The sequence below is a fragment of the Sutterella sp. genome, assembly GCF_030539355.1.
In the GTDB taxonomy this organism is placed as follows: domain Bacteria; phylum Pseudomonadota; class Gammaproteobacteria; order Burkholderiales; family Burkholderiaceae_F; genus Sutterella.
Window position 1 is genome coordinate 1 of record NZ_JAUNSF010000030.1, and the last position, 26590, is coordinate 26590.

At 65.9% G+C, this 26590-nt stretch carries 16 protein-coding genes; 4 read left to right on the top strand and 12 right to left on the bottom strand.

What is annotated here, in order from left to right; genetic code table 11:
• The first annotated feature begins 64 nt into the window (after positions 1–64).
• Positions 65–553: a peptidylprolyl isomerase gene (locus Q4F91_RS06295; protein ID WP_303335898.1), complete on the top strand. Its 489-nt coding sequence runs from the start codon at positions 65–67 to the stop codon at positions 551–553.
• A gap of 99 nt (positions 554–652) precedes the next feature.
• On the opposite strand, the gene Q4F91_RS06300 is transcribed toward Q4F91_RS06295, so the two are convergent.
• From Q4F91_RS06300 to Q4F91_RS06310, 3 genes are read right to left on the bottom strand one after another with little or no spacing between them, the layout of a single operon-like run.
• On the bottom strand, positions 653–2782 hold the full coding sequence (locus Q4F91_RS06300; protein WP_303335858.1) for an ATP-dependent RecD-like DNA helicase: 2130 nt from the start codon (positions 2780–2782) through the stop codon (positions 653–655).
• Entirely contained in the window at positions 2779–6162 is a 3384-nt protein-coding gene (locus tag Q4F91_RS06305) for a UvrD-helicase domain-containing protein (protein ID WP_303335861.1), read from the bottom strand. The genes Q4F91_RS06300 and Q4F91_RS06305 overlap by 4 nt, the downstream gene beginning before the upstream one ends.
• On the bottom strand, positions 6159–9854 hold the full coding sequence (locus Q4F91_RS06310) for an exodeoxyribonuclease V subunit gamma (RefSeq protein ID WP_303335864.1): 3696 nt from the start codon (positions 9852–9854) through the stop codon (positions 6159–6161). The genes Q4F91_RS06305 and Q4F91_RS06310 overlap by 4 nt, the downstream gene beginning before the upstream one ends.
• Positions 9855–10321: 467 nt before the next feature.
• On the opposite strand from Q4F91_RS06310, the gene Q4F91_RS06315 reads away from it, so the two are divergent.
• The 3 genes from Q4F91_RS06315 to Q4F91_RS06325 all read left to right on the top strand — a co-directional run bounded on the left by Q4F91_RS06315 (position 10322) and on the right by Q4F91_RS06325 (position 14198).
• Entirely contained in the window at positions 10322–11449 is a 1128-nt protein-coding gene (locus Q4F91_RS06315; protein ID WP_303335867.1) for a porin, read from the top strand.
• Between the two features lie 253 nt (positions 11450–11702).
• Positions 11703–12656, top strand: a complete 954-nt coding sequence (locus Q4F91_RS06320; protein ID WP_303335870.1) for an AraC family transcriptional regulator — start codon at positions 11703–11705, stop codon at positions 12654–12656.
• Between the two features lie 378 nt (positions 12657–13034).
• A complete protein-coding gene (locus Q4F91_RS06325) occupies positions 13035–14198 on the top strand; it encodes a porin (protein ID WP_303335873.1) in 1164 nt (387 codons plus the stop codon).
• Between the two features lie 294 nt (positions 14199–14492).
• On the opposite strand, the gene Q4F91_RS06330 is transcribed toward Q4F91_RS06325, so the two are convergent.
• From Q4F91_RS06330 to Q4F91_RS06370, 9 genes are all read right to left on the bottom strand, one after another.
• Positions 14493–15002, bottom strand: a complete 510-nt coding sequence (locus tag Q4F91_RS06330; protein WP_303335875.1) for a DUF456 domain-containing protein — start codon at positions 15000–15002, stop codon at positions 14493–14495.
• A gap of 14 nt (positions 15003–15016) precedes the next feature.
• A complete protein-coding gene (gene dnaB / locus Q4F91_RS06335; protein WP_303335878.1) occupies positions 15017–16411 on the bottom strand; it encodes a replicative DNA helicase in 1395 nt (464 codons plus the stop codon).
• A 186-nt stretch (positions 16412–16597) separates the two neighbouring features.
• The gene (gene rplI / locus Q4F91_RS06340; protein ID WP_303335881.1) at positions 16598–17047 is read right to left on the bottom strand and encodes a 50S ribosomal protein L9; all 450 of its coding nucleotides are present in this window, start codon (positions 17045–17047) and stop codon (positions 16598–16600) included.
• Positions 17048–17065: 18 nt separating this feature from the next.
• Complete coding sequence (gene rpsR / locus Q4F91_RS06345; RefSeq protein WP_303335884.1) at positions 17066–17338, bottom strand: 30S ribosomal protein S18; 273 nt, start codon at positions 17336–17338, stop codon at positions 17066–17068.
• A gap of 13 nt (positions 17339–17351) precedes the next feature.
• Positions 17352–17636, bottom strand: a complete 285-nt coding sequence (gene priB, locus Q4F91_RS06350) for a primosomal replication protein N (RefSeq protein WP_303335887.1) — start codon at positions 17634–17636, stop codon at positions 17352–17354.
• A 36-nt stretch (positions 17637–17672) separates the two neighbouring features.
• Positions 17673–18059, bottom strand: a complete 387-nt coding sequence (gene rpsF / locus Q4F91_RS06355) for a 30S ribosomal protein S6 (protein ID WP_303335890.1) — start codon at positions 18057–18059, stop codon at positions 17673–17675.
• A gap of 128 nt (positions 18060–18187) precedes the next feature.
• A complete protein-coding gene (rlmB, locus tag Q4F91_RS06360) occupies positions 18188–18949 on the bottom strand; it encodes a 23S rRNA (guanosine(2251)-2'-O)-methyltransferase RlmB (protein ID WP_303335900.1) in 762 nt (253 codons plus the stop codon).
• A gap of 224 nt (positions 18950–19173) precedes the next feature.
• Positions 19174–21606: a ribonuclease R family protein gene (locus Q4F91_RS06365; protein WP_303335892.1), complete on the bottom strand. Its 2433-nt coding sequence runs from the start codon at positions 21604–21606 to the stop codon at positions 19174–19176.
• A gap of 370 nt (positions 21607–21976) precedes the next feature.
• Positions 21977–25888, bottom strand: a complete 3912-nt coding sequence (locus Q4F91_RS06370; RefSeq protein ID WP_303335895.1) for a DUF3683 domain-containing protein — start codon at positions 25886–25888, stop codon at positions 21977–21979.
• Between the last annotated feature and the right edge of the window lie 702 nt (positions 25889–26590).

Below are 26590 nucleotides of genomic sequence, written 5' to 3' on the forward strand. Positions count from 1 at the left end.
GACCGCAGGCGGAAGTCAAGGGGCGGCCCACTGAAATCTCATGCGTTAGCCCTGGACGCTGCTCATCGCCGACTACGCCGAGAAGCACCCGGCCACCGACAAGGAAGTCCGCGAGGCCTACGACAACCTCAAGGCCCAGTACGGCGACACCGAGTACCAGGTCCGCAACATCCTCGTGAAGACCGAGGCCGAGGCCAAGGCCGTGATCCAGCGCCTCAACAAGGGCGAGGACTTCGCGAAGCTCGCCGGCGAGCTCTCGATCGACCCCGAGACCAAGACCAAGGGCGGCCTCTTCGGCTGGCTCTCCACGATGCGCCTCGACCCGGCCATCGCCAACACGATCCGCGTGCTCGCCCCGAACTCCGTCGCCCAGGCCCCGATCCGCAACCAGCACGGCTACCACGTGATCAAGCTTGACGCCAAGCGCGCCGCCCAGAACTTCCCGGCCTTCGACTCCCGCAAGGATTCGCTCAAGAAGGAGCTCTCGGCTCTCAACGCCCGCAAGCACTTCGCCGAGCTCGTGCAGGAAGCCAAGATCGTGAACGGCAAGTAATCCGCTTCCCCGTAACTGACAAGCTTCAAGCCCCGGGATCCCTGAGATCGCCGGGGCTTTTGCTTGGGGTCCGGCCTCTCCCGCGGGAGAGGCCTCGGGTCAGGACCAGCGGCCGAGCGTGAGGCGCTTTCCGAGACTGCCGTCGCGCACGGTCGGGCGGCGGACGCTCTCGGCGAGCACGCCGCGGCTGCCGAAGATGTCGACGCTCTGCTTCGTGCGGGTGACGCCCGTGTAGAGGAGCTCTCGCGTCGCGAGCCCCGAGCCCGGCTTCACGGGGAGGAACACCGCCACGCGGCCGAATTCCGAGCCCTGCGACTGGTGGATCGTCATCGCCCAGGCCGTGTCGTGCGAGGGCAGAAGCGCCGCCGGGATCGAGCGGTCCGCGTCGCCGAAGTAGACCTCGTAGAGAACGGGACCCGAGCGGCGGTCGTCCCGGCGGTCGGGGGCGGTCTCGTCCGCGGCCGGCGCCGCGTCGTCCGCGGCGTGCCCGGCCTCCGGGGGCGTCTCCCTCGGGAGCACGATGCCCACGTCGCCGTTGTGAACGCCCAAGGACTCGTCGTTCCGGCGCACGATGACGACGCGCCCCGGATACTGCTCGCCCGATCCGCGCCCGCGCGCGATCGGCCAGAAGTTGCGCAGAATGAACTCGTCGGCGTAGTCGTTGATGGCCGTGACGCTCATCGCGCCCGTGCGCTGCGCGGCGAGCGCGCGGAAGTCGGCGAGCGTCCCCCAGAGCTCCTTCGTGAGACGCTCGAGATCCGCCTTCCCCGCGCCCGAGATCCAGGCGTCGCGCCAGCGCATGAGCACCTCGCCGTATCTGGCGAGCGCCTCGTCGAGCCAGTCGCGCGCTTCCTGCGTGAGACCCGTGCGGTTGTAGGCCTCGATCTCGGCCTTCCCCTCGTCGCTCGAGGGGGCGATCTCAGGGGCCTCGTGGAGGCTCGCCCGGTAGTGCTCGTCCTCCGTCTCGAAGGCCTGGAGCACGCGGCCGAAGACCTCCGGCTCGGGCAGATCCGCCGCCTCGCCCTGGTGGTTGATGGCGCCGGCGAGCTCGGCGATGACGCTTCCCTCCTGGAAGCGGCGGCTGACGAGGAGCTCGACCGTGCAGGGCGCGAGCGCGCCCGTGCGCTCGGAGAGCTCCGCGAAGACGGCGCCCGGTCCCACGGCGGCGAGCTGGTGCTTGTCGCCGAGGATCACGACGCGCGTCACCGGCCCGATCGCGTCGAAGAGCCGGGCGGCGAGGTGGATGTCCACCATCGAGGCCTCGTCGACGATGAGCACGTCGAGCGCAAGCGGGTTGTCCTTCCCGGGGAATCCGCCCGCGGGCGTGGGCGAGAGAAGCCACTTGTGGATCGTGCGGCTCCTGATCTGGCGCTCCTCGTCGGGGACGCCCGCGTCCTTCTTGAGAACGGTGCTCAGCGCCTCGAGGCCGCCCCTCTGACTGCTCGCGCCGATCGACTCGACCATGCGGCCCGTGGCCTTGCCCGTCGGGGCGGCGAGCCCGATGCGCAGGGTCCCGTCCGTCGTGAGCAGGCACTCGAGGATCTGCGCCACGGTCGTGGTCTTGCCCGTGCCGGGGCCGCCCGAGATGATGGCGAGCCGCCGCGTGACGGCGAGCTCCACGGCCTTCTTCTGCAGGGAATCGAGCCCGCTCTTCCGCGCGAGCTCCTCGAGCTTCGCCAAGGAGGACTCGGCCGCGGCCTTCATCTCCTCGGCATCCGCTTCCGTTCCCATGAGCGCGAGGAGCTTCTGCGCGAGCATCACCTCCTCGAAGGCGAAGCGCGCGAAATAAATGCGCGTCTGCCCGGGCTCGTCCCGCTCGAAGTCGATGACGAGCGGCGTGAAGGCACCCTTCCCCGGATGCTCCGCCTCCACCTTCGCAGCCGCGAGGAAGTCGTCGAGATTCTGGGCGAGCCCGGCATCGATGAGCGTCCCGAGGCCGCGCCCGAGCTCGGCGAGCTCCTCCTCGGGGTCGCGCTCGAAACCCTCCGGGACCTCCTCACAGGTGAGCGCAGAGAGCGTCTGCGCCGCGGTATCCGCGCGCACGCAGACGCTGCCGCGGTCCTCGGCGCGCGCGAAGGCGTGCATCAGGGCGCGCATCGTGATCGCGGCCTCGTCCGGAATGCTTTTCCCCACAGCCTCGGCCCGGCGGCGGGCGACGTTCATGAGCGCATCGCCCAAGCCCGCGAGACCGCCCTCGGGAGCGGCGACAGTCTGATTCATCTGGTTCATTTGATTGCTCCGGCGAAGAGGTCGTCAAGCCGCCTGATCACGACGGGATCCACGGGGTCGAGGACGATGCCCTGCGGGTTCGCTGGGGTCGTGACGCCGGCGCGCACGCCGCGCAGGAAAACATACACGGCGCCCCCGAGCATGTCGTCGCGGAAGGCCGCTCCGATGCGGGCGCGCAGGAACCGGCGGAGCGCCACGAGGTAGATGAGGTACTGCAGCCGGTACATGTGACGCGCCATTTCCTTATCCATCGCCTCCGGGTCATAGCCCGCTGCCTCGGTCGAGATCTTGTTGCTCTTCCAGTCGAGGACGTAGAAGCGCCCGCGGAAGGTGAAGGCGAGATCGATGAAGCCCGTCAGAAACCCCTTCAGGGACTCGGGCCGAAGCTCGCCCACGTCGTAGCCGAGGGCCTTGAGTTCCCGCCCCAGCCGCTCGGCGGTGAGGTGCTTCGGGACAGGGATGAGAAACTCGAGCTCCGCGGAGCGCGCCGCGCGCGGAAGGTCCCTCAGGAAGAGCCCCGGCGCGATCTCGGCATTGAGCACGTCACGGATCATCTGCGCGGCGCCGTCGACGGCGTCGTTCTTCCGGTCCGCATCGCTGATCGAGAGGTACTTCTTCACCTTGGCGCTGCAGAGCTCCCGCGTCGCCTTCCGCGCGTCGTCGTCATCGCGGGCCATCAGCGCGAAGTCCGCCTCCTCGAACATCTCGTGCAGGCACGAGCCCGCCTGGGCGCCCTTCGGGAAGTTGAGGATGTCCGCGCCGGAGCCGTCCTTCGCGGCCTCGCCGTACCAGGCGGAGAAGCCGCCGCTGTCGTCCTCGGCCATGTTGGAGATGCCCGTGAAGCTCGAGGTCATCCAGGTGGAGCGGATGTTGCGCGCGCTCTGCACGTCGGCCGTCTGGGCGGCCTTCTCGGGGGTGAGGCGCGGCATCGGGAGCGCGTAGACGGCGTCGAGGTCCTCGAGCTCGAGGATCTCGGTGTTCCTGAGCGTCGGGAAGGCGGCGCGCACGCCCTGCTCCTCGGGCTCGTGGCTTGCGGTGAGTGCCGCGTACCAGGCGTTCCGCGTGTTCGTGGCGTACCACTCAGCCGGGTTCTTGGGGCTCTTCGGCCGCTGCTGCACGATGATGACCGCGGCCTTCGCCGCGCGGGTCATGCCGACGTAGGCGAGGCGCACGAGCTCCTCCATCGCCTCGCGGGCGACCGCGGGGCCGGGGTTATCGGGCGCGAGCGAGAGATGCAGCGTGAGGTGGCCCGCCGAGTCCGCCGTTCTCCAGACGGGCTCCTTGCGATTGTTGGGCGAGAAGGTCTGAGCGGCCGGGATGAAGACGACCGGATACTGCAGGCCCTTGCTCGAGTGGATGGTCTGCAGGGTCACGAGGTTCGCGTCGCTTTCGAGCCTGATCCTGCGCTCCTCCGAGCTTCCCTGCGGGTGGCGGCCGGCCTCCTCGAGCCACGTGGCAAGACCGATCGGGGTGGGGATCACGCGGGCCTTGGTGTGGAGGAGCTCTGACAAGTGCGCGTAGTTAACGAGCGTGCGCTCGCCGCCGTGCACCGGAAGCAGCCTCCTCGAGGTGTCGCAGAAGACCATGAGCCTGCGGATCGCCGGGGCGGGACCGCCCGCGGCCCAGCGCCGGGCGCCCTCCTCGAATATCTCGCGCAGCTCTATCTGCCGCGCGTCGTCCCGCGCGCCGTCATCCATGTCGCCGAGCACGTCGCCGATCAGGCGCGTCGTGCGCGCGGCCCTCAGCACCCGCATGTCCGAGGGCGAGGCAAAGGCGCGCAGGATGAGGATCATCTCCGCGGCCTCCTCGCTCGTGCAGACATCGTCCTGGGACTCGTAGCGCACGCGCACGCCGACGCGGGCGAGAAGGTCGCGCATCTCGTCGGCAAGGTCGCGCGTGCGCACGAGCACAGCGATGTCGCGCGCCTCGAGCGATCTCATCGGAACGAGGTCCCCGTTGATGCTGATCGTGTCGGTGACCTTGTCGCCCTCGCCCGCGGCGACGACGGCCTCGCCGTTGCGGCCGGCCTCGATGAGCTCCACGATGCGCGACGCCAGGGCGCGGTTGTTCGCCTCGCGCGCGGCGCCCGCGGCGTACGCGTTGGTGCGGTAGCTCGTCCAGATCTCGAGCGGACTGGCTTCCTTCCAGTCGTCGCCCTCCTTCACCCAGAGACCGGTCTTGCCGGGGGCCGGAGCCACCTTCTGGTAGTCGAGCCCGGTGCGCAGGAACGCCGTCCCGGCGGGACGCTCCCAGAAGCTGTTGAAGGCGTCCACGAGGTTCGCCGACGAGCGGAAGTTCGTGCCGAGCATGGCGACCGTGCCGCCGATCGAGATGATCTTCATGCGCGCACGGAAGTAGGTGTTGAGATCGGCCGACCGGAAGCTGTAGATCGCCTGCTTCGGATCGCCGACGAAGTAGACCGCGCGGCCTGTGCGGGTCTCCGGCTCCGAGGCCGGCTCGAAGGGCGTGATGAAGAGCTTCTCGATGATCGCGTACTGCACGGGATCCGTGTCCTGGAACTCGTCGACGAGGACGCCCCGCCAGACGCCGCGGATGCGGGCGGCGAGACGCTCGGCCTGCTCGTTCGCGGCCGGGTCGGCCTTGGGCGAGAGCCGGTCGTAGAGCTCGCGCAGCAGGTCGTCGAAGGTCTTCACGCGGGAGGTGCGCTTGAGCTCGCGGAGCTTCTCGGGCACCTCGCGCATGAAGCGCTCGAGCGCCTGGTCGAGCTCGGCCGAGACCGGCGCGCCGCCCGTCTCCCACACGCGGTCGACGAGCGCCTCCGGATAGAGGGCGAGGGCTTTGAGGCGCTTCACCCAGTCCCCGATCGAGGACTGCACGAGCGCTCTCACGTCGCCCTGATCGGAAAGCCCGTCCACCTCGCGGCGCAGGTAGTCCCTGACGGCGTCCTCGATCAGGTCGTCGCTCTCGTCGGCGAGCTCGAAGTTGATCGAGCCGCCCGAGGAGAACGCGTTGTCCTCGATCACCTTCTGGCAAAAGCCGTGGATCGTGAAGATGCCGGCGTTGTCGAAGTCGGCGAGCGAGGCACGGATGCGCTCGACGGCCGTGTCGTCGTCGATGCCGTTCGCATTCCAGTGTCTGCGCTGATCCTCGAGGATCGGGTCGATGTCCTGGCGGCCCTCGCCCGTGAGGAGCGCGAGCGCGTCCGAGAGATGCGACTCGACGCGCACCTTGAGCTCGGCGGTGGCCGCGCGCGTGAAGGTCATCACGAGGAGCCGGCTCACCGGAATGTCCGCCTCCACGACGAAGCGCAGCACGAGATGCTTGATCGAATAGGTCTTGCCCGTGCCGGCCGAGGCCTCAAGCAGCGTGGGGCGAGTGAGGGACGCGGTCTTTACGTCAAAAATGCTCGGTGTCGTCACGGGTTCACCTTGATGCTCTGCAGAATTTCATCGGCAACGGACTGAAGCTCATTCATGGCCGCCGCGTACGGATCGGGCGGCGGGGCGGCCTTCGCGCTCTTCTTCTTCGCGGGCTTCGCGACCGCCGGCTCGTAGAGCGAGGTGATGCGGTCCGAGACGGTCTCGCGGAAGCTCTGCGCTCCCTTGAGATCCCCGCCGCGGAAGGCCGTGCGGTTCTCCGGGGTCTCGGGCACGTTCGTGACCGGAGGCTTCGCGAACCTCGGCTCCGAGCGCTTCACGAGGACCCACCCCGCGGCGACGAGCCTGAGGAGCAGCAGCGCGTCATCCGCCTTCCGGAACTTCGGCATCAGCATGCGCACCGGGACGTTGTCCTTGCTCAGGCCCACGAAGGTGCCCGACTTCGCGACGCCCGCAGCGAAGAGTGCGGCGAACTCGAGGAGCGCGGCCTCGCCGCCGCGGCTCGTGGGCTTCGAGGCGCTCATGCGCAGGAACCGCACGTCCCCGGGCTCGGCCGGCGCGGCCCAGAGGTCGTGCGTCTCATGCGTGATGACGATGCCGCACTCGGGAACGGGGATCTCGATCCTGACCGGATCGAGGCGCGCGAGACCCGTGCGGGCGTTCACCGCCTCGCTGCAGATGCCGCAGGCGAGTTCCTCGATGCCGTCCAAGGCCCATTCGCGCACGCCCGCCGCGCCGATCGCGGGATCGGCCGCCCAGCGGGCCTTCACCGTCTGCGCGGGCTCGCCCCGGTTGAAGGCCTCGAGGAGCTCCGTGATGCGGCTCCAGCGAGCGAGGCCGGCCTGGTCCGGGTAGAAGGGCGCGGCCTCGAGCTCGTCGCCCGCGCCGAGGCCGAGCGAGATGCCGTGGCCGCGAAGCATGTGCTTCGCGGGGTCGCCCCAGGCGGCGAGGAGCTCCTTCAAGGGCACACGCATTCCGGGCTTGACCGCGGGCGCGGCGGCGCCCTCGGTGAAGGGACGTTCCTTCGCGGCCCAGCCGCTCGCGCTCGCGTCGCGGAAGGCTTCGAGGAGCACAGGGTCGGTCGAGCGCCAGTCGCCCGCCTCGGGCTTGAAGGCGCCCGCGGAGAAGCCCGTGAGCGGAAGCTTCACGAGAAGCCGCCCGAGCCAGAGGCGGCGTTCGGCGGAGTCCTTCGCGAAGGAGAGGATCCAGTCGCGCAGTTCCTGCGCGATGATCGAGGGCTCCTTGGGCTGCGTCGGGTTGGTGCCGCCCGACCAGGAGATGAGAAAGCGGTCGCGCGCGGCGAGGAGGAGGTCCAGGAACACGTTGCGGTTGTCCTGCCGGCTGTCGCGGTCCCCGCGGCGCGGGAAGCGCGACATCAGGTCGAACTCCTCGGCGTGCGAGGACCCCGGGAAGCTCGAGTCCTCGTTCAAGCCCACGACCGCGATGATGCGGTAGGGCAGCCCCCGCAGCTGCGACATGTCCGTGAAGGTGACGCGGTTCCCCGGGATGCCGATCACGGCGCTGCGGCGCAGCTTCGTGTCGAGCGCGGAGAAGAAAAGATCGAAGGGAACGCTCGCGACGCTCCGCATGGCCTCCTCGCGGTCGGCGGTGTCCGCGGCGGCGGCGATCTGCGTGACGAGCTTCTCCACGCCCTCGCGCAGCGACTGCCAGTTCTCCGAGGGCGTCTCGCACGGGAAGAAAGTCTCGAGCGCGAGCGCAACCCAGTCCTCCCAGCGGCCGGGTTCCTCGTCGGCCGTGCCGCCCTCGGCCTTCGTCAGCGTGGCAAGGCGCAGGGTCTCGAGCCCCGCGCAGATGGTCGAGAGCGTGGCGAGCAGATCCGGGCGGTCCGAGACGGGCGTCCAGCCGGCCGCTTCCGTGCCCTCGCGGGGGAGCACTCCGAGGAAGGGCTGGCGGATGCCGCCCGGGAACGCGGCGCCGAGCATCAGGCGCTCGATCGCGCGCGTGAGCGTCGACTCCCTCACCTGGGCGAAGGTCACCGGGTCGACCGCGAGAAGGTGCGCGTCGGTGAGACCGAATTCGAAGCCGGCGCTCGCGAGCCAGGCGGAGAGCGTCTCGAGATCCTCGCTCTCGAGCCGGAAGCGGCGCGAGACAAGCGGGAGCGAGAGCCACGCGAGGAGCTGCTCGCGCTTGAGACGGCCCTTGAGGAGACTCACGAGGCCCTTCAGAGCCTCGAGCGGCTCGTCCTCGGCCGAGGTGAGCGCGCCGCTCACGCGGTACGCGATGCGGCGGCCGTCGGGGAGGCTCCCGAAGACCTGGTCAATGAGGGGCGACATGAGCGAGATGTCCGGGGTGACGACGAGCACGTCATCGGGCTCGAGCGACGGATCCTCGCGGAACCTGGCCTGCAGCCAGTCGGCGAGCCCCTCGAGCTCGCGCACGGGCGTCGCCGCCCGCACGAAGAGGAGCGACCCGTCGCCCTCGGCGACGACCTCGCCCGAGGCGCTGAGGACTTCCGGATCGAGCTTCAGAATCGAGTCCTGCACGCGGCGCAGGAGCCTCGGATCGTTGGCCTCGAGGTAGATGCTCTGCGCGTCCACCTCCATGTCGACCGTGATGTCGCGCGGGTGCTCGAGGAAGTCCCTGAGCACATCCCTCGAGCGGAGCACGTTGATCTCCTTCGGGTCGCCGAGGTACTCAGGCGGCTCGTCGGCGGCCTTCGGTATGGTGCCCCCGAGGTCGTCGTCCGCGGCCGTGAAGCGCCACAGGCGGTCGATGTTGGCGCGCGTGCTCCTGCCGTTGTCGGCGAGCACGGGGTGCCCGACCTCGCGGTGGTCACCGGCGCCCTTCCGCCAGTTGAAGAGACGGCGCGGAACGAGGTCGAACCAGTACTCGGAGCACGGGTTGAGGAGATAGAGCCACACGTCGCGCCCCGAGTGGGCGTATGCCTTGACCACGGGGAGCATCAGGGGCGGCACGACGAAGGGCATGAAGATGTGGAGCGCGTTCGGCAGCGGCACGACGCGGCCGAGGCCGAAATCCATCTCGCGGACTTCCGGCGGAACTCCCTTGAGCTGCCCGAGCGTGCCGGGGAGTTTCTCGAGGAACTCCCTGCCGTGCCAGTTCTCCATGTCGGCGAGCCGCTGCCAGAGAAGCCGCTGCCACCAGACGTCCTCGTCCTTCTCCATCCTCGCGCGCTCGGTGAGAACGTCGGGGCCGGGCGACAGTCCCTCCTGGTGCATGCCGAGCCAGTCGAACACCCAGTCGAGGCGGTAGCTCGCGTAGGAGACGAAGACCGCGGCGATCCTCTGCGCGAGCACGAAGATCTCGAGGTCGCTGCGGCCGCGCAGGCAGTCCTCGAGGCGCGGCGTCATCTTCGCGACCTGCTCGCGGAAGCTCCCCGGTCCCGTCTGGCGCAGGATCGACCAGATCATCCAGTCGACCTCGTTGCCCACGACCGTCGCGACCTCCTCGCGGCCATGACCGGTCTCGTCGCCGATGACGCTCGCGAGCGGCTTCGAGAACAGGCCGAGCCAGCGCGAGAGATGCATGAACTCCATGCCGGCGCAGATCTCCTCCTCGGAGGCGATCGCGCGCTTCAGGTCCATCGCCACAGCCTTCGAGGGGACAATCACGGGCACGCGGTCGAAGGCCCCGGCGAAGAGCGCCTCCGGGGAGAGTTCGTCGGCCTCGGGCCGCAGTCTGAGCGCGTCAATGTTGTGGAGCAGCACGGCGCGGAGCACCTCGTAGCTGTTCGAGTAGATCGTGTGAATCATTGGGGCGGAGCTTCCCGGTAGTTCTATGTGAGTCGCAGAGGAGGAAGTTTGACAGACCGCGGGCGGCCTGTCTCTCCCTACTCTAATGCAGTGTGCGTCAACTCGCGCCGCGCTCGTGCATGTCGCCCGGACGGCAGGGAAAGGAGCGCGGAACGCCCCGGGTTTCACCGGTCGGCAACCTTCTGCATCAAACGGAAATGAATGGAAATGCGAGGTAAACGAGCGCGAAACACCTGTGCGAGGAATGAGCACGATTTACAGAGTTTTGACGCTTATGCCCGGCAGGGGCGCTCAATACGATTTGAGATGGCTTTCCCGGACCGGCAGCGAGAGTCTTCGTCCGAGCGAGTCCGGGGCAGGTGAGGCAGCCTGCCCCACCCTCAGATTTTTTTTGTTCGACGGACCGCCGCCCCGGCTGGACCCGCACCGGGCGCCGCGGTCCCGTGTTTCTCAGGATTCCCTTTCAAATGAAGAAGACACTTCTTTCGCTCGCCCTCCTCGGCAGCTTTGCCGGCACGGCGGCCGCCGCCGACGTCACGCTCTACGGCATCGCCGACCTCGGCCTCACCTATTCGTACTCCGACGCCGATGACGGCACGGGCTCCACGAACTCCTTCTCGATGACCTCCGGCAACCAGTCGGGCTCCCGCTTTGGCCTGCGCGGCAGCGAGGACCTCGGCAACGGCCTCAAGGTGGGCTTCGTCCTTGAGAACGGCTTCTCCGCCGACACGGGCACGCTCGGCCAGGGCAGCCGCCTCTTCGGCCGCCAGGCCACGGTCTCCCTCTCCGGCGACTTCGGCGAAGTCGCCTTCGGCCGCACGGGACAGCTCAACAGCGGCCTCGGCACCTACGGCCTCACGGGCAACATGTCGCCCTTCGGCTCGTCCTTCGCGGGCTCAGTCGAGATCTCGACCTACATGGTCGGCGCCACCCGCGTTGACAACTCGATCACCTACAAGTCGCCCACGTTCGCCGGCACGACGGTCTACGCCCAGTACTCGCTCAACTCGAACACCCGCGAGGAGTATGACGAAGGCAAGTCCGCAACCAACCGCTACGGCGCCCTCGGCGCGACCTACGCCAACGGCCCCTTCAAGGCCGTGCTCGTCGCCGACTGGTACAACTGGAGCACGCAGGCCTATGCCGATCCCGATGACGGCTTCTCCGTCACACTCGGCGGCTCCTACGACTTCGAGGTCGTGAAGGCCTACCTCGGCGTGCAGTACTTCGACAACATGTTCCAGAAGTCCTCCGGCCAGTCCACGTCCGACACCTACGCCACGATCGGCATCGCCGACAACGCCTTCAAGGGCTACGGCGTGATGGTCGGCCTTGACGCCCCGGTCGCGGGCGGCACGGCGATGGTCGCCTTCGGCTATGCCGACGGCGAGGCTGCCGAGACCCTCACGACGACCACTGCGCAGAACGAGTTCACCCGCATCGGCGGCTCCGTGGGCTATGTCTATCCTTTCAGCAAGCGCACGAACGTCTACGCGGTCGGCGCCTACTACCAGGACAAGTTCACGACCGTCGCCGGCACCGAGACGAAGCCCGCCGAGGGTCAGGTCACGGTCGGCATCCGTCACCGCTTCTGATCCGTCATGACCGACTGATCCGAAGCCTCGTCTGACGCCTGCCGAAAACTCTCGCTCAGAAGAGATTCAGACAGGCGATTTCAGGCAATGCCTTTTTCCGAGCGTCTCGCCCCTCAGGGAGGGGTGAGGCGCTCGCTTGCCATCAGGAACAGCAAAAGAGAAGAACCGCAGAACACCTGAAAGACATGGGATCTGATCCCCGACACACTCCCTGAAACCCGACGCACGCCGTCCGCAACAAGAAAGCCCAGCCATGCGAACAATGACACGCATTGATCTCGAAAAGTCGCTCTGCCTGCTCAAAAAGCAGATCGAGATCCGCACGCTCACAACCAACAACGTCTCCCTCGCGAACGGTCTTCACTTCTTTCGTCTGACGAGCGGCCGAGAGCTGATGAGCTTCTTCTACCACCCCTCGATCACCGTGGTCGCCCAGGGCGAGCTGCTGCTCAGATGCGGCGGCCGCGAGATCCTGCTCCCGCCCGGGAGCGCCTTCCTCTGCGGCCTGAGGCTCCCGCTCGAGCTCGGCGTCCCGCCCTGCACCCGCGAGCACCCGAACCTCGCCTTCGGCTACGAGCTCGACCTCCTCGAGCTTTCGAAATTGTCGCTGCGCATCCCGCGCGTGCTCGGCACCACTGTGCAGGGGTTCCCCGCAGCGATGGGCGCGGGCGAGATCGATGAGGAGCTGCTCGACTCGATCGTGCGGCTCGTGGCCTGCCTCGGCACGCCCGAGGAGGAGTTCCTGAAGCCCGTGCTCGAGCGCGAGGTGCATCTCCGGCTGCTCCTCGGGAGCCTCGGAAGCCAGATCCGCTCGATCTTCGCCTCCGACTCCGTCACCGGCCGCATCGCACTCGCCGCGCGCCGCATCGCAGACCACTACCAGGAGCCGCTCTCGGTGGAGGCGCTCGCCCGGGAGTGCGCGATGAGCACCTCGTCCTTCCACCTGCACTTCAAGAACGTGACGGGCGTGTCGCCCCTGCAGTACCAGAAGCGCCTGAGGCTGCGCGAAGCGAGAAGGCTCATTCTCGAGGAAGGCTTCCCCGTGGGCGCGGCCGCGGCCGAGGTGGGCTACGCCAACGCGAGTCAGTTCATGCGCGAGTTCAAGCGTCTTTACGGCGAAACGCCGGGACAGGCCCGCGGAGATTTCAGAGAAAAGTTTTCCGGCCGCGGCGGACTCCTAGACGCGGATATGGAAAGTGACGTCTGAGAGAAACGAAAATTATTCTCAGAATCACTGTAACTATATGTTCTAGGTTGTTTTTCTGCCACATTGAAACAACTTTGCGGGTTTTTACCCTCCCTGAGAAATAACCATTGATTTTTAAAGGAACTTCGGTGTGTCTAATTGTGACAAGCCCGGGCTCCTCGGTTTTCCGATCCTTCGGGGCTGCTGCATTTTTCTGCGAATCGGTAAAAATCACTACGTGTTCATTCCGGGCGCTGCGTGCAACTGTGTCCGGAACTCTGAATGCACGGGACACCTGCCTCACTCAAGTCCCGTCGACATCCCCTGACGCCCTCCCTTCTCATGGACGCGCTGCAGCGTCCGGGCGGGGCGTTTAATTTGTTTCAGGAAATCCCAGAAATGAAGAAGACTCTCGCTGCGCTCGCCGTTCTCGGCGCTTTTGCCGGCACGGCTGCCGCCGCTGACGTTACCCTCTACGGTGTCGCCGACCTCGGCCTCAAGTACACCTACAACGACGCTGACAACGGTACGAGCTCCACCAACAAGCTCGAGATGAAGTCCGGCAACCAGGCCGGCTCCCGCTTCGGCCTCAAGGGCACCGAGGAACTCGGCAACGGCCTCAAGATCGGCTTCGTTCTTGAGAACGGCTTCTCCGCTGACGACGGCACGCTCGGCCAGAGCTCCCGCCTCTTCGGCCGTGAAGCCAACGTCTACCTCACCGGCGACTTCGGCACGCTGTCCTTCGGCCGCGTCGGCAACCTCCAGTCCGGCAACGGCTCCTACGGCCTGACGGGCGACCTCTCGCCGTTCGGCACGTCGTGGGGCGGCTCCGTTGAGGGCTCGACCTACTTCGTCGGCATGACCCGTATGGACAACGTGGTGACCTACGTCTCGCCCTCGTTTGCCGGCGTTCAGATCTCCGCCCAGTACTCGTTCAATGTCAACTCGAAGGACACGGAGCTTGGCACTGGCGACGCTCTGGCTGAAGGCAAGTCCGCCGCCACTCGTTACGGCGCCCTCGGTGCCACCTACAAGAACGGCGGCCTCAAGCTCGCCCTCGTTGCCGACTGGTGGAACTGGTCCTCGAAGAACTTCGCTGATGCTGATGACGGCTTCACCGTCACGGCCGGCGGCTCCTATGACTTCGGTGTCCTGAAGGCCTTCCTCGGCGCCCAGTACTTCGACAACTTCTACGGCAATACCAACCCGACGGAGGATGTTAGTGGCGTGGATACCTTCTCGCCGCTCACGATCGACGGTTCCGCCCAGGGCTATGCCGTCATGGCCGGTGTTGATGTTCCCGCTTTCGGTGGCAACGCCCTCTTCGCCGTCGGCTACACCGACGCTGAGAGCGCCAACGCGGGCACGGCCGACAAGACCTACGATCAGGAATTCAGCCGTCTCGGTGCTTCCGTCGGTTACACCTATGCCCTCAGCAAGCGCACCAACGTCTACGCCGTCGGCGCCTACTATGAGGACGAGATCCGCAACAACCTCGACACCACCAAGAATCGCGATCCGAAGACCGGCATCGTCTACCTTGGTCTGCGTCACCGCTTCTAATCTCACGCACGTGAGATCTCCGGCTGAAGCCGCCTGAGGCATGCAGGGCGGCTCCTCCGGGGGCAGAAGAAGACATGAACCGGCTGCAGATTCGTCTGCGGCCGGTTTTCTTTTGGCTCTCAATCCGAACTGCCCTCGGAATCAGGGATCCTGATCGCCCGCCCGCAGCACCTTGCCCTGTTCTTGCAGGTCTACCGTCAGACTGCTCGGGCTCCGCTTCCTGCAGATACGCAAAGGCCGCAGATCCTTCAAGGAAGCCGCGGCCCTGCTTTTGCCTGATCGATGGGGATTCGGTCAGGCGGTGAGATAGACGGTGGCGATGATGCCGGTCATCGTGAAGGCGAGCGCGATCTTCACCGCCGTGCCCACGATCATGCCGATCCAAGTGGCCACCCCCACCTTGCTCGCGTGAATCAGGTTCCTCTTGGCCCAGAACTCGCCGATCGCGGCGCCGATGAGGGGCATGAACAAGAGGCCGAAGATGCCCATGAACATGCCCGCGAACGTGCCGACGATCGATCCGATGATGCCGGCCTTCGAAGCTCCCGCTTTCTGCGCGCCCGCGGTCTGGGCGACCGAGTCGATGACGACGCCGATCACAGCGAGCACCGAGACGAAGACGATCGTCTTCCAGCCGATGATCTCGAAGCCGTCGGCCCAGCCGATCAGCGCCGCGCCGCCCGCGATCATCGGCAGACCCGGAATGGCCGGGATGATCGTGCCGGCGAAGCCCGCCGCGATGAGGATGATGGCGCCCGTCCAGCAGGCGAGCGCGAACCAGTCAAGGTTGGTGAGCCATTCCACGTTGAGTTTCTCCTTTATTCCTCAATTCCGCCCCAGTAGCCCTCGTCCGCCGACGGCTCGAAGCGCGTGTTGCCGCCGAGGAAGGTCATGCGCAGCGTTCCGATCGGGCCGTTACGCTGCTTGGCGACGATGATCTCGGCGAGGTTCTTGTCCGGCGTCTCCTTGTTGTAGACGACGTCGCGGTAGATGAACATGATCACGTCCGCGTCCTGTTCGATAGCGCCCGACTCACGGAGGTCGGACATCACAGGGCGGCGGTCCTGGCGGCTGTCGACGGAGCGGTTCAGCTGCGAGAGCGCGATCACGGGAACGCTGAGTTCCTTGGCGAGTGACTTCAAGCCGCGGGAGATCTCGGAAAGCTCCTGCGCGCGGTTGTCCGAGCTCCGGCTCTGGCCGCTCATGAGCTGCAGGTAGTCAACGACCACCAGTCCGAGGCGGCCCGTCATGTTGACGAGGCGCCGCGTGCGGCTCGAGAGCTCCGTGATGGTGAGGCCCGGCGTGTCATCGATGTAGATGGGCTTCTCCTCGAGCTTGTGGAGCGCTGCCGTGAAGTTGTCCCAGTCCTCGTCGTCGAGCCTGCCCTTCCTCAGCTTCTGCGCGTCGATGCGGCCCACCGACGAGATCATGCGCTGCGCGAGCTGGTCCGCGCCCATTTCCATCGAGAAGACGGCGACCGGAAGTCCCTGGTCCACGCCCACGTTCTCGGCGATGTTGAGCGCGAACGAGGTCTTGCCCATCGAGGGGCGGCCCGCAATGATGATGAGGTCGCCCGGCTGCAGGCCCGCGGTGACGTTGTCGAGGTTGCGGTAGCCCGAGGAGACGCCCGTCACCTCGGACGAGTCCATCGTGTTGTAGAGCTCGATCACGCGCGCGGAGACGTTGCGCACGAGCGTGGCGAGGGGCTGGAAGCCGCGCTGGCTCCTCTGGTTCCTCTCGTTGATCGCGAGCACCGACTTCTCGGCGTTGTCGAGGATCTGGCTCGTTTCGCGCCCCTCGGGCGCGAGCGCGTCCGAGACGATCCGGTCGCCCACCGTGATCAACTGCCTCAGGATCGACTTGTCGTGCACGATCTCGGCGTAGCGCCGGATGTTCGCGGCCGAGGGCGAGTTGTTGACGAGGTCCGTGAGATACGGCAGCCCCCCGGCCTCCGTCTCGGTGCCCTGCTGCTTGAGGCTCTCGTAGACCGTGAGGTAGTCCGCCGTCCCGGTCTTCTGGATGAGCCTCGTGATCTCCTCGTAGATGAGGCGGTGGTCACGCCGGTAGAAGTCCTCGGGATGGATGATGTCCACGACGCTGTCGAGCGCCGTGTTGTCCACCATCAGACCGCCGAGAATCGCCTGCTCGGCGAGCACGCTCTGGGGCGGGCGCCGGACGGCTGCGGCGGCATCGTCCTGAATGTCTTCGGTCATGGCGTGGTTCGTATTGGTTGGGGTTGAAGAGTCATTATCGGGCATGCGGGGGACGTCCGTCGCCCGATGCAATGCGCGGTAACGGCTTTTTTTGCAGGCAAGAAAAAAGCTCCCGGGTCGCGGGGACCTGGGAGCCTTTCCTGCGGTCTTTCCCCGGGCGGACCCGGAGTCAGCTGCGGCTGAGGATTACTCCTCGGCGATGACCTTGACGGTGATGTCGGCGGTGATGTCCGTCATCAGACCGATCGTGATCACGTAGTCGCCGGTCGCCTTGATGGCGCCGAGCGGCGTGCGGACCTGCGACTTCTTGATCTGGAAGCCGAGCTTGTCCACGGCCTCGGCGATGTCGGCGTTGGTGACGGAGCCGAAGAGGCGGCCGTCGACGCCGCACTTGGAGGCGATGGTGACCTCAGCGCCGTTGAGCTTCTCGGAGAGTTCCTGAGCAGCGGCAATGCGCTCGGCCTGGGCCTTCTCGAGCTCGGCACGGCGGGCCTCGAACTCGGCGATGGCCTGCTTGGTGGCGCGCTTGGCGTGACCCTGCGGGATGAGGTAGTTGCGGCCGTAGCCGTCCTTCACCTTGACGATGTCGCCCAGTTCACCGAGATGAGCAATCTTTTCGAGCAGAATGACTTGCATTTGATGTACTCCCGTCGATTACTGGTTGTCCGTGTAGGGCAGGAGGGCGAGGAAGCGGGCGCGCTTGATCGCGGTGTCGAGCTGGCGCTGGTAGTGCGCCTTCGTGCCGGTCAGGCGGGCCGGCATGATCTTGCCGTTTTCCTGGATGAAGTCGCGCAGCGTGTCGACATCCTTGTAGTCGATCTGCTCAACGTGCTCGGCCGTGAAACGGCAGAACTTCTTGCGCTTGAAAAGGGAATTTTGCTGGTTCGAACGGCGGGGCTTGCCCTTGCCCTTAGCACCAAAAGCCATGATTTGACCTCTATTACTTGAATTCTGTGATGTGAACTACCAGACGCCGGCTCTTTGTCGAGCGGGGCGCGATGAAACCCTTCATCAGGATCTCCGCGCCGATGGGAAGACTGTTGAGTTTCCCGGCCGGCTCGCCGTACGAGACGGCGTCGAAATCGCACTCGAGCCTGCGGGCCCTGCCCGCTTCAATCAGTTCGCTGCGGTGATGGAACACGGCTTCGAAGACCTCGATGCCTGCGGGGGTGAATCTCACCGCCTCGCGTTCTATCAGCGTGCCGCTCAGAACGATCGAATTCACGCTCTTGCGTTTCGCCGGCGTCCGGAATCGGCCTTATCAGGCCTCAGCCGGAGCGGTTTCGGCCGCGGCAGCCTCAGCGGCAACCTTGCGGGCCTCCTCGCGCTCGACGACCTTCATCATCGGCGAGGGAGCGGTCTCGGCATGCTTCGTCTTCACAGTGAGGTGACGAAGAACGGCGTCGTTGAAGCGGAAGCCGTTCTCGATCTCGAGGATCGTCTCATGGCCGCACTCGATGTTGAGGAGCAGATAGTGCGCCTTCACGAGCTTTTCAATCGGGTACGCGAGCGGACGACGGCCCCAGTCTTCGATACGGTGGATCTTGCCGCCCTGCTCGGCGACGAGGGTCTTGTAGCGCTCGATCATCGCGGGGACCTGTTCACTCTGGTCAGGATGCACGATGATGCAAATTTCATAGTGACGCATTTAGCCTCCTTGCGGAAAAAGCCGCCCAGAGCGTCGTTCCAGTGCGGCAAGGACAGTAAAGGCCGCGATTCTATCTCAAGAATTCGCGGCCTGCCACTCAAAAGAACGATTTTTTTTCGATTGCCCGGTCAGAGGCGCTCCGAGGCCTTCCCCGGCTTCACGATGCCGGCGGCGATGCGCTGGCGCAGGCTCTCGAAGAGGCAGATGCCGGAGGCGACCGAGACGTTGAGGCTCTCGACAGAGCCCACCATCGGGATCGCGGCGAGCACGTCGCAGCGGCGGCGCGTGAGCTGCCTGAGGCCCTCGCCCTCGGCGCCGAGCACCCACGCGAAGGCGCGGGCCTGGTCGATGTCATAGATGCTCGACTCGGTCTCGCCCGCGGTGCCCGCGACGAAGACGCCGTTGTCGCGCAGCTCCATGATCGCGCTCGCGAGGTTCGTCACCTGCACCACCGGGACGGTCTCGGCGGCGCCGGCGGCGGCCTTCGCGGCGGCCGGGGTCATCCTCGCCGAGCGGTCGCGCGGCACGATCACGGCCTGCACGCCCGCGGCGTCGGCCGCGCGCAGGCAGGCGCCGAAGTTGCGCGGATCCGTCACGCCGTCAAGGATGAGAAGCAGCGTCGCAGGGGTGATCTGATCGAGCAGGTCAGCGAAGTCGAGTGTGTTCTCGCGTTCCGCGGCGAGCGCCACGATGCCCTGGTGCGGCACCTCGGGCGAGAGGCCGTCGAGCCTTCTCGGGTCGGCGTTCATCACGCGCACGCCGGCGGCGAAGAGCTTGTCGCGCATCTCGCGCATGCGGCGGTCGCGGCGCTCGGGATCGACGTAGACGAGTTCGATCGACGCGGCGTCGAGCGCCAGGCGCGCGGCGACGGCGTGGAAGCCCGCGAGCACGGCCTTGCCAGCGGGCGCGGCCTCGCGCTCCTGGTGACGCTCATGACGCTCGTGGCGGTCCTGATGCTCCTGACGTTCGAACCGGCGGTCCGTGCCCTCGCCCGCCTCGCGCGGGAATCGCTTTCCTTCTTTCTGCTTCACTTCTGTTGTCCCGCCCCTCGAGGAGAGGGGCGCCTCTATATATGAATGGGGATTCTCACAAAGACGCGCGATTTTAGACGCTCTCAGTACTCGTCGTCCTCGAAGCGCCAGGGATCGAAGCCGTCATCGAAGCCGTCGCCGTAGTCACGCCAGCGGCTGCGGCGCCCGCCCCCGTTCCCGCGATAGCGGTTCTCGGAGCCCTTGCGGCCGTGACCCGCGACCACGATGAAGTCGGTGCGGCGGTTCTCGACATCGACCGACTGCAGCTTCACGCGCAGACGGTCGCCGATGCGGACCTTGCCCATCTCCTCGGTCGACTCCATCTTGAGCTGCTGCGGATCGAACTCCCAGAAGCCCCAGCCGATGTTGGAGATGTGCACGAACCCCTCGATCGGCATCGAGTCGAGCGTGATGAAAAGACCCGCCGCGCACATGCCGGTGACGGTCGCCTCGAAGGTCTTCCCCGTGAAAGCACTGATGTAGCGGCACTTCAGGAACTGCATCACGTCGCGCGAGGCATCGTCCGCCCGGCGCTCGGCCGAGGAGCAGATGATGCCGAGGCGCTCCCAGACGCGCGACCTCGCCTCCTGGCGGTTCGCGGGGGCGGCGCGCTTCGCCTTCCCCTCGGGGTCGCTGCCGAGCTTGCGGGCGTGGTACCCCGTCATCACCTCCGTGTCATCGAACTCGATCTCGGGCACGTAGGCGCGCTTCGCCAGAATGCCCTTGATCGTGCGGTGGAGGAGCAGATCCGGATAGCGGCGGATCGGAGAGGTGAAGTGCGCGTAGGCATCGAACTGCAGACCGAAGTGGCCGATGTTCTCGGGCTGGTAGCACGCGCGCTGCATCGTGCGCAGGATCGCCGTCTGCAGGAAGGGCTTGTCCTTCGTCTCGACGATCACGCGCGAGAGCTCCTGCGCGGCCGGGGCCGAGGCGGAGAACTTCACGCCGAAGCTCCGCAGCAGCGTCTGAAGTTCGGTGAGCTTCGTGCGCTCGGGCTCGCCGTGCACGCGGAAGAGCGTCATCGCCTTCTTCTCAAGCACGAACTTCGCCGCGCAGACGTTGGCGACGAGCATCGCCTCCTCGATCATGCGGTGCGCGTCGTTGTGATCACGCACGTGGAAGCCCGTGATCTGCTTCTTCTCGTCGATGTCGGCCTGGCTCTCGACCGTCTCGAAGTCGAGCGCCCCGCGGTCGCTGCGCTGTGCGCGCAGCGCCTTGAAGAGCTCGTGGAAGTTCTTGAGGTCCCCGATGCGCTCGCCCACCGCGGCCAGAGCCGCCTCGTCGCCCTGGAGCGCCGCCCAGACAATGCTGTAGGTGAGGCGCGCGTGCGAGTGGATGACGCCCGGATAGAACTGATAGGCGGTGGTCTTGCCCTCGGGCGAGATCATCGCGTCGCAGACCATCACGAGGCGGTCCACGCCGGGGTTGAGGGAACACAGGCCGTTCGAGAGCTTCTCGGGGAGCATCGGCACCACCGAGAGCGGGAAGTAGACGGAGGTGCCGCGGATCTGCGCGTCACGGTCAAGGGCCGAGCCCGGCCGGACGTAGCGGCTCACGTCGGCGATCGCGACGAGGAGGCGCCAGCCGCCTCCCTCGACGGGCGTGCAGTAGACCGCGTCATCGAAGTCCTTCGCGTCCTCGCCGTCGATCGTGACGAACGGCAGATCCGTGAGATTCACGCGGTGCAGGAGGCTGCGGCGGTCAACGGCGTCGGGGAGCTTCTCGGCCTCGGCGAGCGTCTCGGGCGAGAAGTCGAGCGGCACGCCGAACTGCGCCGACGCGATCTCCATCTCGCCCAGGGGATCGTTGCGTTTGCCGACCCGGCGCACGAAGTGGCCGGTGAGGACCACATCCTCCGCGCCGTAGGACCAGCTGTATTCCTCGTGGATGCTGCCGTTGCCGATGACGGCCTCGTCCACCTCGACCTCAAGCTCGATCGCTTCCTTCACGGGCTCGATGTCCCCGGGCATCTCCTCATAGGGAACCTGAATCTCGAAGGGCGCGAAGGGCGAGAGCGGGCGGCAGAAATAAAAGCCCCGCGTCTTCGCCTGGTTCCGGTCGCCCGTCGTGCAGACCCAGCGGTGCTGCGGGCGGTTGATGAACTTCGAGATGCGCCAGGTGTTCCCGCGGCACTTCCTCATCTCCACGACGTCGCCGGGAATGAGCAGGCAGTTGCCGGGGAGCGGCATCCCGTTGTCCGGGTCGCCGCTGCGCACGACGGAGAAATTCTCGATCTTCCGCGCGCCGTGCACGACGCCCGTGTCGGTCTCCGCCCTGGGGTTCGCAAACCACTGCGGAATGTCGGACTTCTGGAAGCCTTCGTCACGGAGCTTCACCACGACGGCGTTGGCAAGCGAACTCGACCAGCCGTACTGCTGCGAGAGGAACTTCTTCGCTTTCTGCGTCGAGATGTCCTCGGTGAGTTCGTTCAGGGCCGAGCGCGCGTCTGCGAGATTCTGCTCGGAGACCTCGGGCATGACTTCAGGTTCCACGGGTTTCTTTTTCTTCTTTGCCATTTCGTTCAAATCTCTAAAAAATTTTTTGCGCTCTGCACCGGAACCGGCCGTGCCTCCGGCGAGGCGCGGCGCGCTTCCGGCCGGAAGCGTCTGTCGCTGTCAGAACCACTTTACGATCTGGTGAACCGTTTACTGTCGCATCCGAGCGTGTTTTTGTGATTTTTTCCAGTCAGTAACGTATTTGCGGTATGCCTCACCCTATCGCCGGTCCTCCGTGAGAACCTCTGAAGCCGCACTTCCGCAATTTTGTATCAGGCCGGCATGACATCTCAATGAATCCGCGCACTGAATCTGCCCTCGGGCAAAACGAAGGCCGCCTGCGGCAGTTCAAACCGCGGCGGCCTTCATGGTCACTTCGGACTCACGGGCGTCAGACGAGCACCTTCTCCATGCCGCCCTGCTTGGCGCGCACGAGGAAGTCATCGAGCCAGTGGTCGCCGAGCCTGAGCTTGGCCATCTCGACGATCATGAACTCGGCCTCGGTCTGCGTGGCCTCGTGGTAGCGGCTGATGCCCTGCAGGCACCCCGGGCAGGCCGTGAGAATCTTCACGGTGCCGTCGAAGCCGTCCTTCGTGAGGTTCCTGCGGCGCAGCATGATGTCCTCCTCCTTGCGGAAGCGGACACCGGTCGCGATGTCCGGGCGGCCCACGGCGAACGTGCCCGACTCACCGCAGCAGCGGTCGGTGAGCATCACCTCGGTGCCGTCGGCGGCCTTGATGAGGCTGTTGACGGTCTTCATCGGCGTGCTGCCCTGGAGCGGCGAGTGGCAGGGATTGTGGAAGAGGTAGCGCGTGTTGGCGCCGCCCGTCACGTTGATCCCCTTCTCGGCGAGGTAGTCGTGGATGTCGATCACGCGGCAGCCCGGGAAGATCTCCTCGAAGTTGTAGTCGCGCAGGATCTTCAGGCACGTGCCGCACGAGACCACCACCGTCCGGATGTCGAGGTAGTTGAGCGTGTTGGCGATGCGGTGGAAGAGGATGCGGTTGTCCGTGACGATCTTCCTCGAGAGTTCCGGCATGCCGTTGCCCTTCTGCGGATAGCCGCAGCAGAGGAACTTCGGCGGGATGACGGTCTGCACGCCCATCGAGTAGAGGATCGCGAGCGTCGCCGCGCCGATCTCCGGGAAGAGCCTCTCGTTGCCGCAGCCGGGGAAGTAGAACACGGCCTCGTTCTCGGTCGCGTCCGCCTTGCGGATGATCGGCACGACGGTCTGGTCGTTGAGCTCGAGCATCGCGCGCAGCGTCTTCTTCACCCTCGGCTCGGGGAGCTTGCGGTTAACGAGCGTGATCACCTGCTCGGTGAACTTCGGCTTGCCCGTGGTGTTGGTCGGCCTCTTCAGGTGCGGCTCGGCGAGCTTCGCGAAGTACTCGTTCGCCTTGCGCTCGGCCTTGAAGCCGTACTCGACGAGGCCCTTGCGGGCGAGTTCGATGAACTTCGGGTTCTGCAGGCCGAGGAACTCCATGCCGGCCTTCTTCACCGGGTTCCTCGAGTGGCAGCCCATGCCCGCGAGGAAGTTCCTCAGCATGACCGTCACGTCGCCGAAGTTGATCTTCACCGGGCAGGGCTGGCGGCACTTCATGCAGAGCGTGCAGTGGTCGGCGAGGTCGGTGAAGCTGATCAGGTGCTCGCGGTCAAGGCCGCGGCGCGTCTGGCTCTCGTAGAGATAGGCCTCGGTGAGGAGCCCCATCGCGATGATCTTGTTGCGGGGCGAGTAGAGCATGCTCGCGCGCGGAACGTGCGTCGTGCAGCGGCTCTTGCACTTGCCGCAGCGCAGGCAGTTCTTGATCGCGTCGTTGATGCCCTTGAGCTCCGTCTGCTGCATGATGAGCGACTCGGTCGTGAGCAGATTGAAGCTCGGCGTGTACGCGTGCTCGAGGCCCTCGCGGAGCTTGCCCGCGTTGAAGCGGTGCTTCGGATCGACGCGGTCGAGGTACTCGTAGAAGGGCTCGAGCGTCTTCTTGTCGATGAACTCGAACTTCGTCATGCCGATGCCGTGCTCGCCGGTGATCGAGCCGCCGAGCTCCTTCGCGGTCTTCATGACGAGCTGCACGGCCTTCTCGCCCAACTGCATCATCTTGTAGTTGTCCGAGTTGAGCGGCACGTTCGTGTGGACGTTGCCGTCGCCCGCGTGCATGTGGAGCGCGATGAAGACGCGGCCGCGCAGAACCTTGTCGTGGATCGCGTCGATCTGGGTGCGGATCTTCTCGAAGGCGTCGCCGCCGAAGATGCGGTTCGTCTCGGCCTTCACCTCGCGCTTCCAGGAGACGCGCAGAACGCGGTCGTAGACCACGTCAAAGAGCTTCCTGCCCGAGTAGGCGTCAAAGGATTCGCCGTCGACCACTGCGCCGAGCTCGCGCAGGAGCGGGCGCACGGCGTCGAAGTCGGCGTCGAGATTCTCGAGAATGAACTTCCAGCGGCGCTCGACAGCGCCGAGCAGGTCAAGAGCCTTCGGCACCGTGAGCGTGAGGAGCTCCTGCTTGCTGATGCCCGTCGTCATCGACGGGTTGCCGAGCGAGATGTAGCCCTGCAGGTAGCTCTTCAGCGACTCGATCATGTCGAGCTTGTTGCCGATCGAGCATTCGATGTTGAAGCGCTCGCAGACGAGCGTGTAGTCGCCGATGCGGTCGAGCGGGATCACCACGTCTTCGTTGAGCTTGAAGGCGTTGGTGTGCGCGGAGATCGCGGCGGTGCGGCTGCGTTCGTGCCAGAACTTGAAGCGCTCGGCCTCGGTGCGGGCGATGAAGCCCTCGCCGTTCCTCGAGGTGCAGATCTCGACGACGCGCTCGGTGACGCGGTCAAGCGCCTCCTCGTCGCTGCCGACGATGTCGCCCACGAGCACCATCTTCGGGTACTCGCCGCGGGTGCTCTTCACCGGATAGTTGACGGCGTGCAGATAGCGGTCGTCGAGGTGCTCGAGGCCCGCGAGCATGCAGCCCTCGGGATGCGTGTCAAGAAGCTTCGTGATCTCGACGATCGCGGGGCCGGCGAGGCTCGCCGCGCCGAAGAACTCGAGGCAGACCGTGCGGCCGAAGGGCGGCATCGTGTGCAGGATCCAGGTGGCCGACGTGATGAAGCCGTCCGTGCCTTCCTTCTGCACACCGGGGAGGCCCCCGAGGAACTTGTTCGAGACGTCCTTGCCGAGACCCTCCTTGCGGTAGGAGGCACCCGGCATGCGGAGGTATTCGCTGTGGATCACGCGGGCGTGCGTCGGGTCCTTGTCACGGCCGTCGCGGACCGTGAGCTCCCAGACCACCTCGTCCTGCTTGTGGATCTTGCCGAGGTTGTGGTTGACGCGGACGACGTCGAGCCAGTTGCCGTCCGGGTTCACCATGCGGTAGCTCGCGATGTTGTCGAGCGCGGTGCCCCAGAGCACGGCCTTCTTGCCGCCGGCGTTCTCGGAGATGTTGCCGCCCACGGAGCTCGAGTCCGCGCTCGCGGGGTCGACCGAGAAGACGAGGCCGTCCTTGGCGGCGGCTTCCGCGACGCGCTTCGTGACGGCGCCCGCGCCCGTGGTGATCACGGGGACGGGTTCGGCGACGCCCGGGAGCTCGGCCATCTTCACGCCGCTGATCGAGTCCATCTTCTCGGTGTTGATGACGGCCGAGAGCGCCGTCATCGGCACCGCGCCGCCCGTGTAGCCCGTGCCGGAGCCGCGGGGAATGATCACGAGGCCGAGATCGATGCAGGCGCGCACGAGGCCCGGGATCTCGCTCTCGGCGTCCGGGGTGATGACCACGAACGGATACTCGACGCGCCAGTCGGTGGCGTCGGTGACGTGGCTCGCGCGGGCGAATCCGTCAAAGCGGATGTTGTCGGGGTTGGTGTGCATGCGCAGCGCCTCGAGGGCGGCACGGCGCAGGCGCGCGGTCGTCGGGAAGCTCGCCTCGAACTTGTTCACCGCCGTGTGGGCGAGCGAAAGGAGGCGCCCCACCATCGCGTCGCGCTCGGGCGCGGAGGGGTCGCGGCGCTTTTCCATCTCGGAGAGGCGGTGGCGCAGCGCGTCAATGAGGAGCTTGCGGCGGCGGCCGTTCTTGAGAAGCGTGTCCTGCAGGTACGGGTTGCGGGTGTTGACCCAGATGTCGCCGAGGACCTCGTAGAGCATGCGGGAAGACCGGCCCGTGCGGATGTGGCCGCGCAGTTCCGTCAGAAGCGTCCAGGCCTCATCGCCGAGGATGCGGCGGACGATCTCCTTGTCGGAGAACGACGTGTAGTTGTACGGGATCTCGCGAATTCGGTCGAGGCTGTCGCCCGTGGCGGCGACGGCGGTTTCCTGATCTGTCATTTGTTGGGGGTCTCGCTTCCGTAGTGGTATTGCGGTGCCGGGCTTTTTCTGGCTGTGTGCTCCCCGGGGAAGGAGCGGGTGTTCTGACACCGGCGGATTTTTCAGTCTATCAGGCAGGGACTAGGCTTAATGCCTGATATGCCTCTAGATAGTGCCTAACGCGTTTATTCATGCGCAGGTGCATGCAAGAGACTTCTCGGCGAACGTTTCCGCGTGACGGGAAGCCCGGGCAGCTCCAGAGACTGCCGCGTTGTTTTGAGTCCGCGGGAGCGGGTCGGGCGGATGAGCATTCCGTATCCGGAACCATGCCGACGGCGGCTCCGGAACGTTTCGTTGTCCTGCACGCTCCGGCAGGACTTCCGGGGTTTTTCAGGGGGTACGCCGAGGCATCCGTCTTTCAGGGGACAGGGCGAACCCGGTCCCCGATTTTTCCCCCGTTATATCCCGCGAAAACTCCGCGAAAACGAGAAGATCCCTGAAATTGTGGCAATCGACGCCCACAATCACTAACTACGTGATAAGTAAATAAAAAAGCTCAGACCGCCATACAGACTGTCTGAGCTTTCTTGAATTCGTGGTGCCCGGGAAACCAGTCGGATTCCCCTTGAATCTCAGAAGTTTACCCTTAATCAGGATCTCTTCCTCTCTGTAGGTACCCTATCAGGCTCTTGAACTGCTGAAGAGCTCGGCAGCATGGAGTGT

Coding starts and splice junctions, on each gene's coding strand:
- Q4F91_RS06300 (WP_303335858.1), bottom strand. CDS start 2,782: ATGAACCAGATGAATCAGACTGTCGCCGCTCCCGAGGGCGGTCTCGCG.
- Q4F91_RS06310 (WP_303335864.1), bottom strand. CDS start 9,854: ATGATTCACACGATCTACTCGAACAGCTACGAGGTGCTCCGCGCCGTG.
- Q4F91_RS06315 (WP_303335867.1), top strand. CDS start 10,322: ATGAAGAAGACACTTCTTTCGCTCGCCCTCCTCGGCAGCTTTGCCGGC.
- Q4F91_RS06320 (WP_303335870.1), top strand. CDS start 11,703: ATGCGAACAATGACACGCATTGATCTCGAAAAGTCGCTCTGCCTGCTC.
- Q4F91_RS06325 (WP_303335873.1), top strand. CDS start 13,035: ATGAAGAAGACTCTCGCTGCGCTCGCCGTTCTCGGCGCTTTTGCCGGC.
- dnaB (WP_303335878.1), bottom strand. CDS start 16,411: ATGACCGAAGACATTCAGGACGATGCCGCCGCAGCCGTCCGGCGCCCG.
- rplI (WP_303335881.1), bottom strand. CDS start 17,047: ATGCAAGTCATTCTGCTCGAAAAGATTGCTCATCTCGGTGAACTGGGC.
- rpsR (WP_303335884.1), bottom strand. CDS start 17,338: ATGGCTTTTGGTGCTAAGGGCAAGGGCAAGCCCCGCCGTTCGAACCAG.
- rpsF (WP_303335890.1), bottom strand. CDS start 18,059: ATGCGTCACTATGAAATTTGCATCATCGTGCATCCTGACCAGAGTGAA.
- Q4F91_RS06365 (WP_303335892.1), bottom strand. CDS start 21,606: ATGGCAAAGAAGAAAAAGAAACCCGTGGAACCTGAAGTCATGCCCGAG.
- Q4F91_RS06370 (WP_303335895.1), bottom strand. CDS start 25,888: ATGACAGATCAGGAAACCGCCGTCGCCGCCACGGGCGACAGCCTCGAC.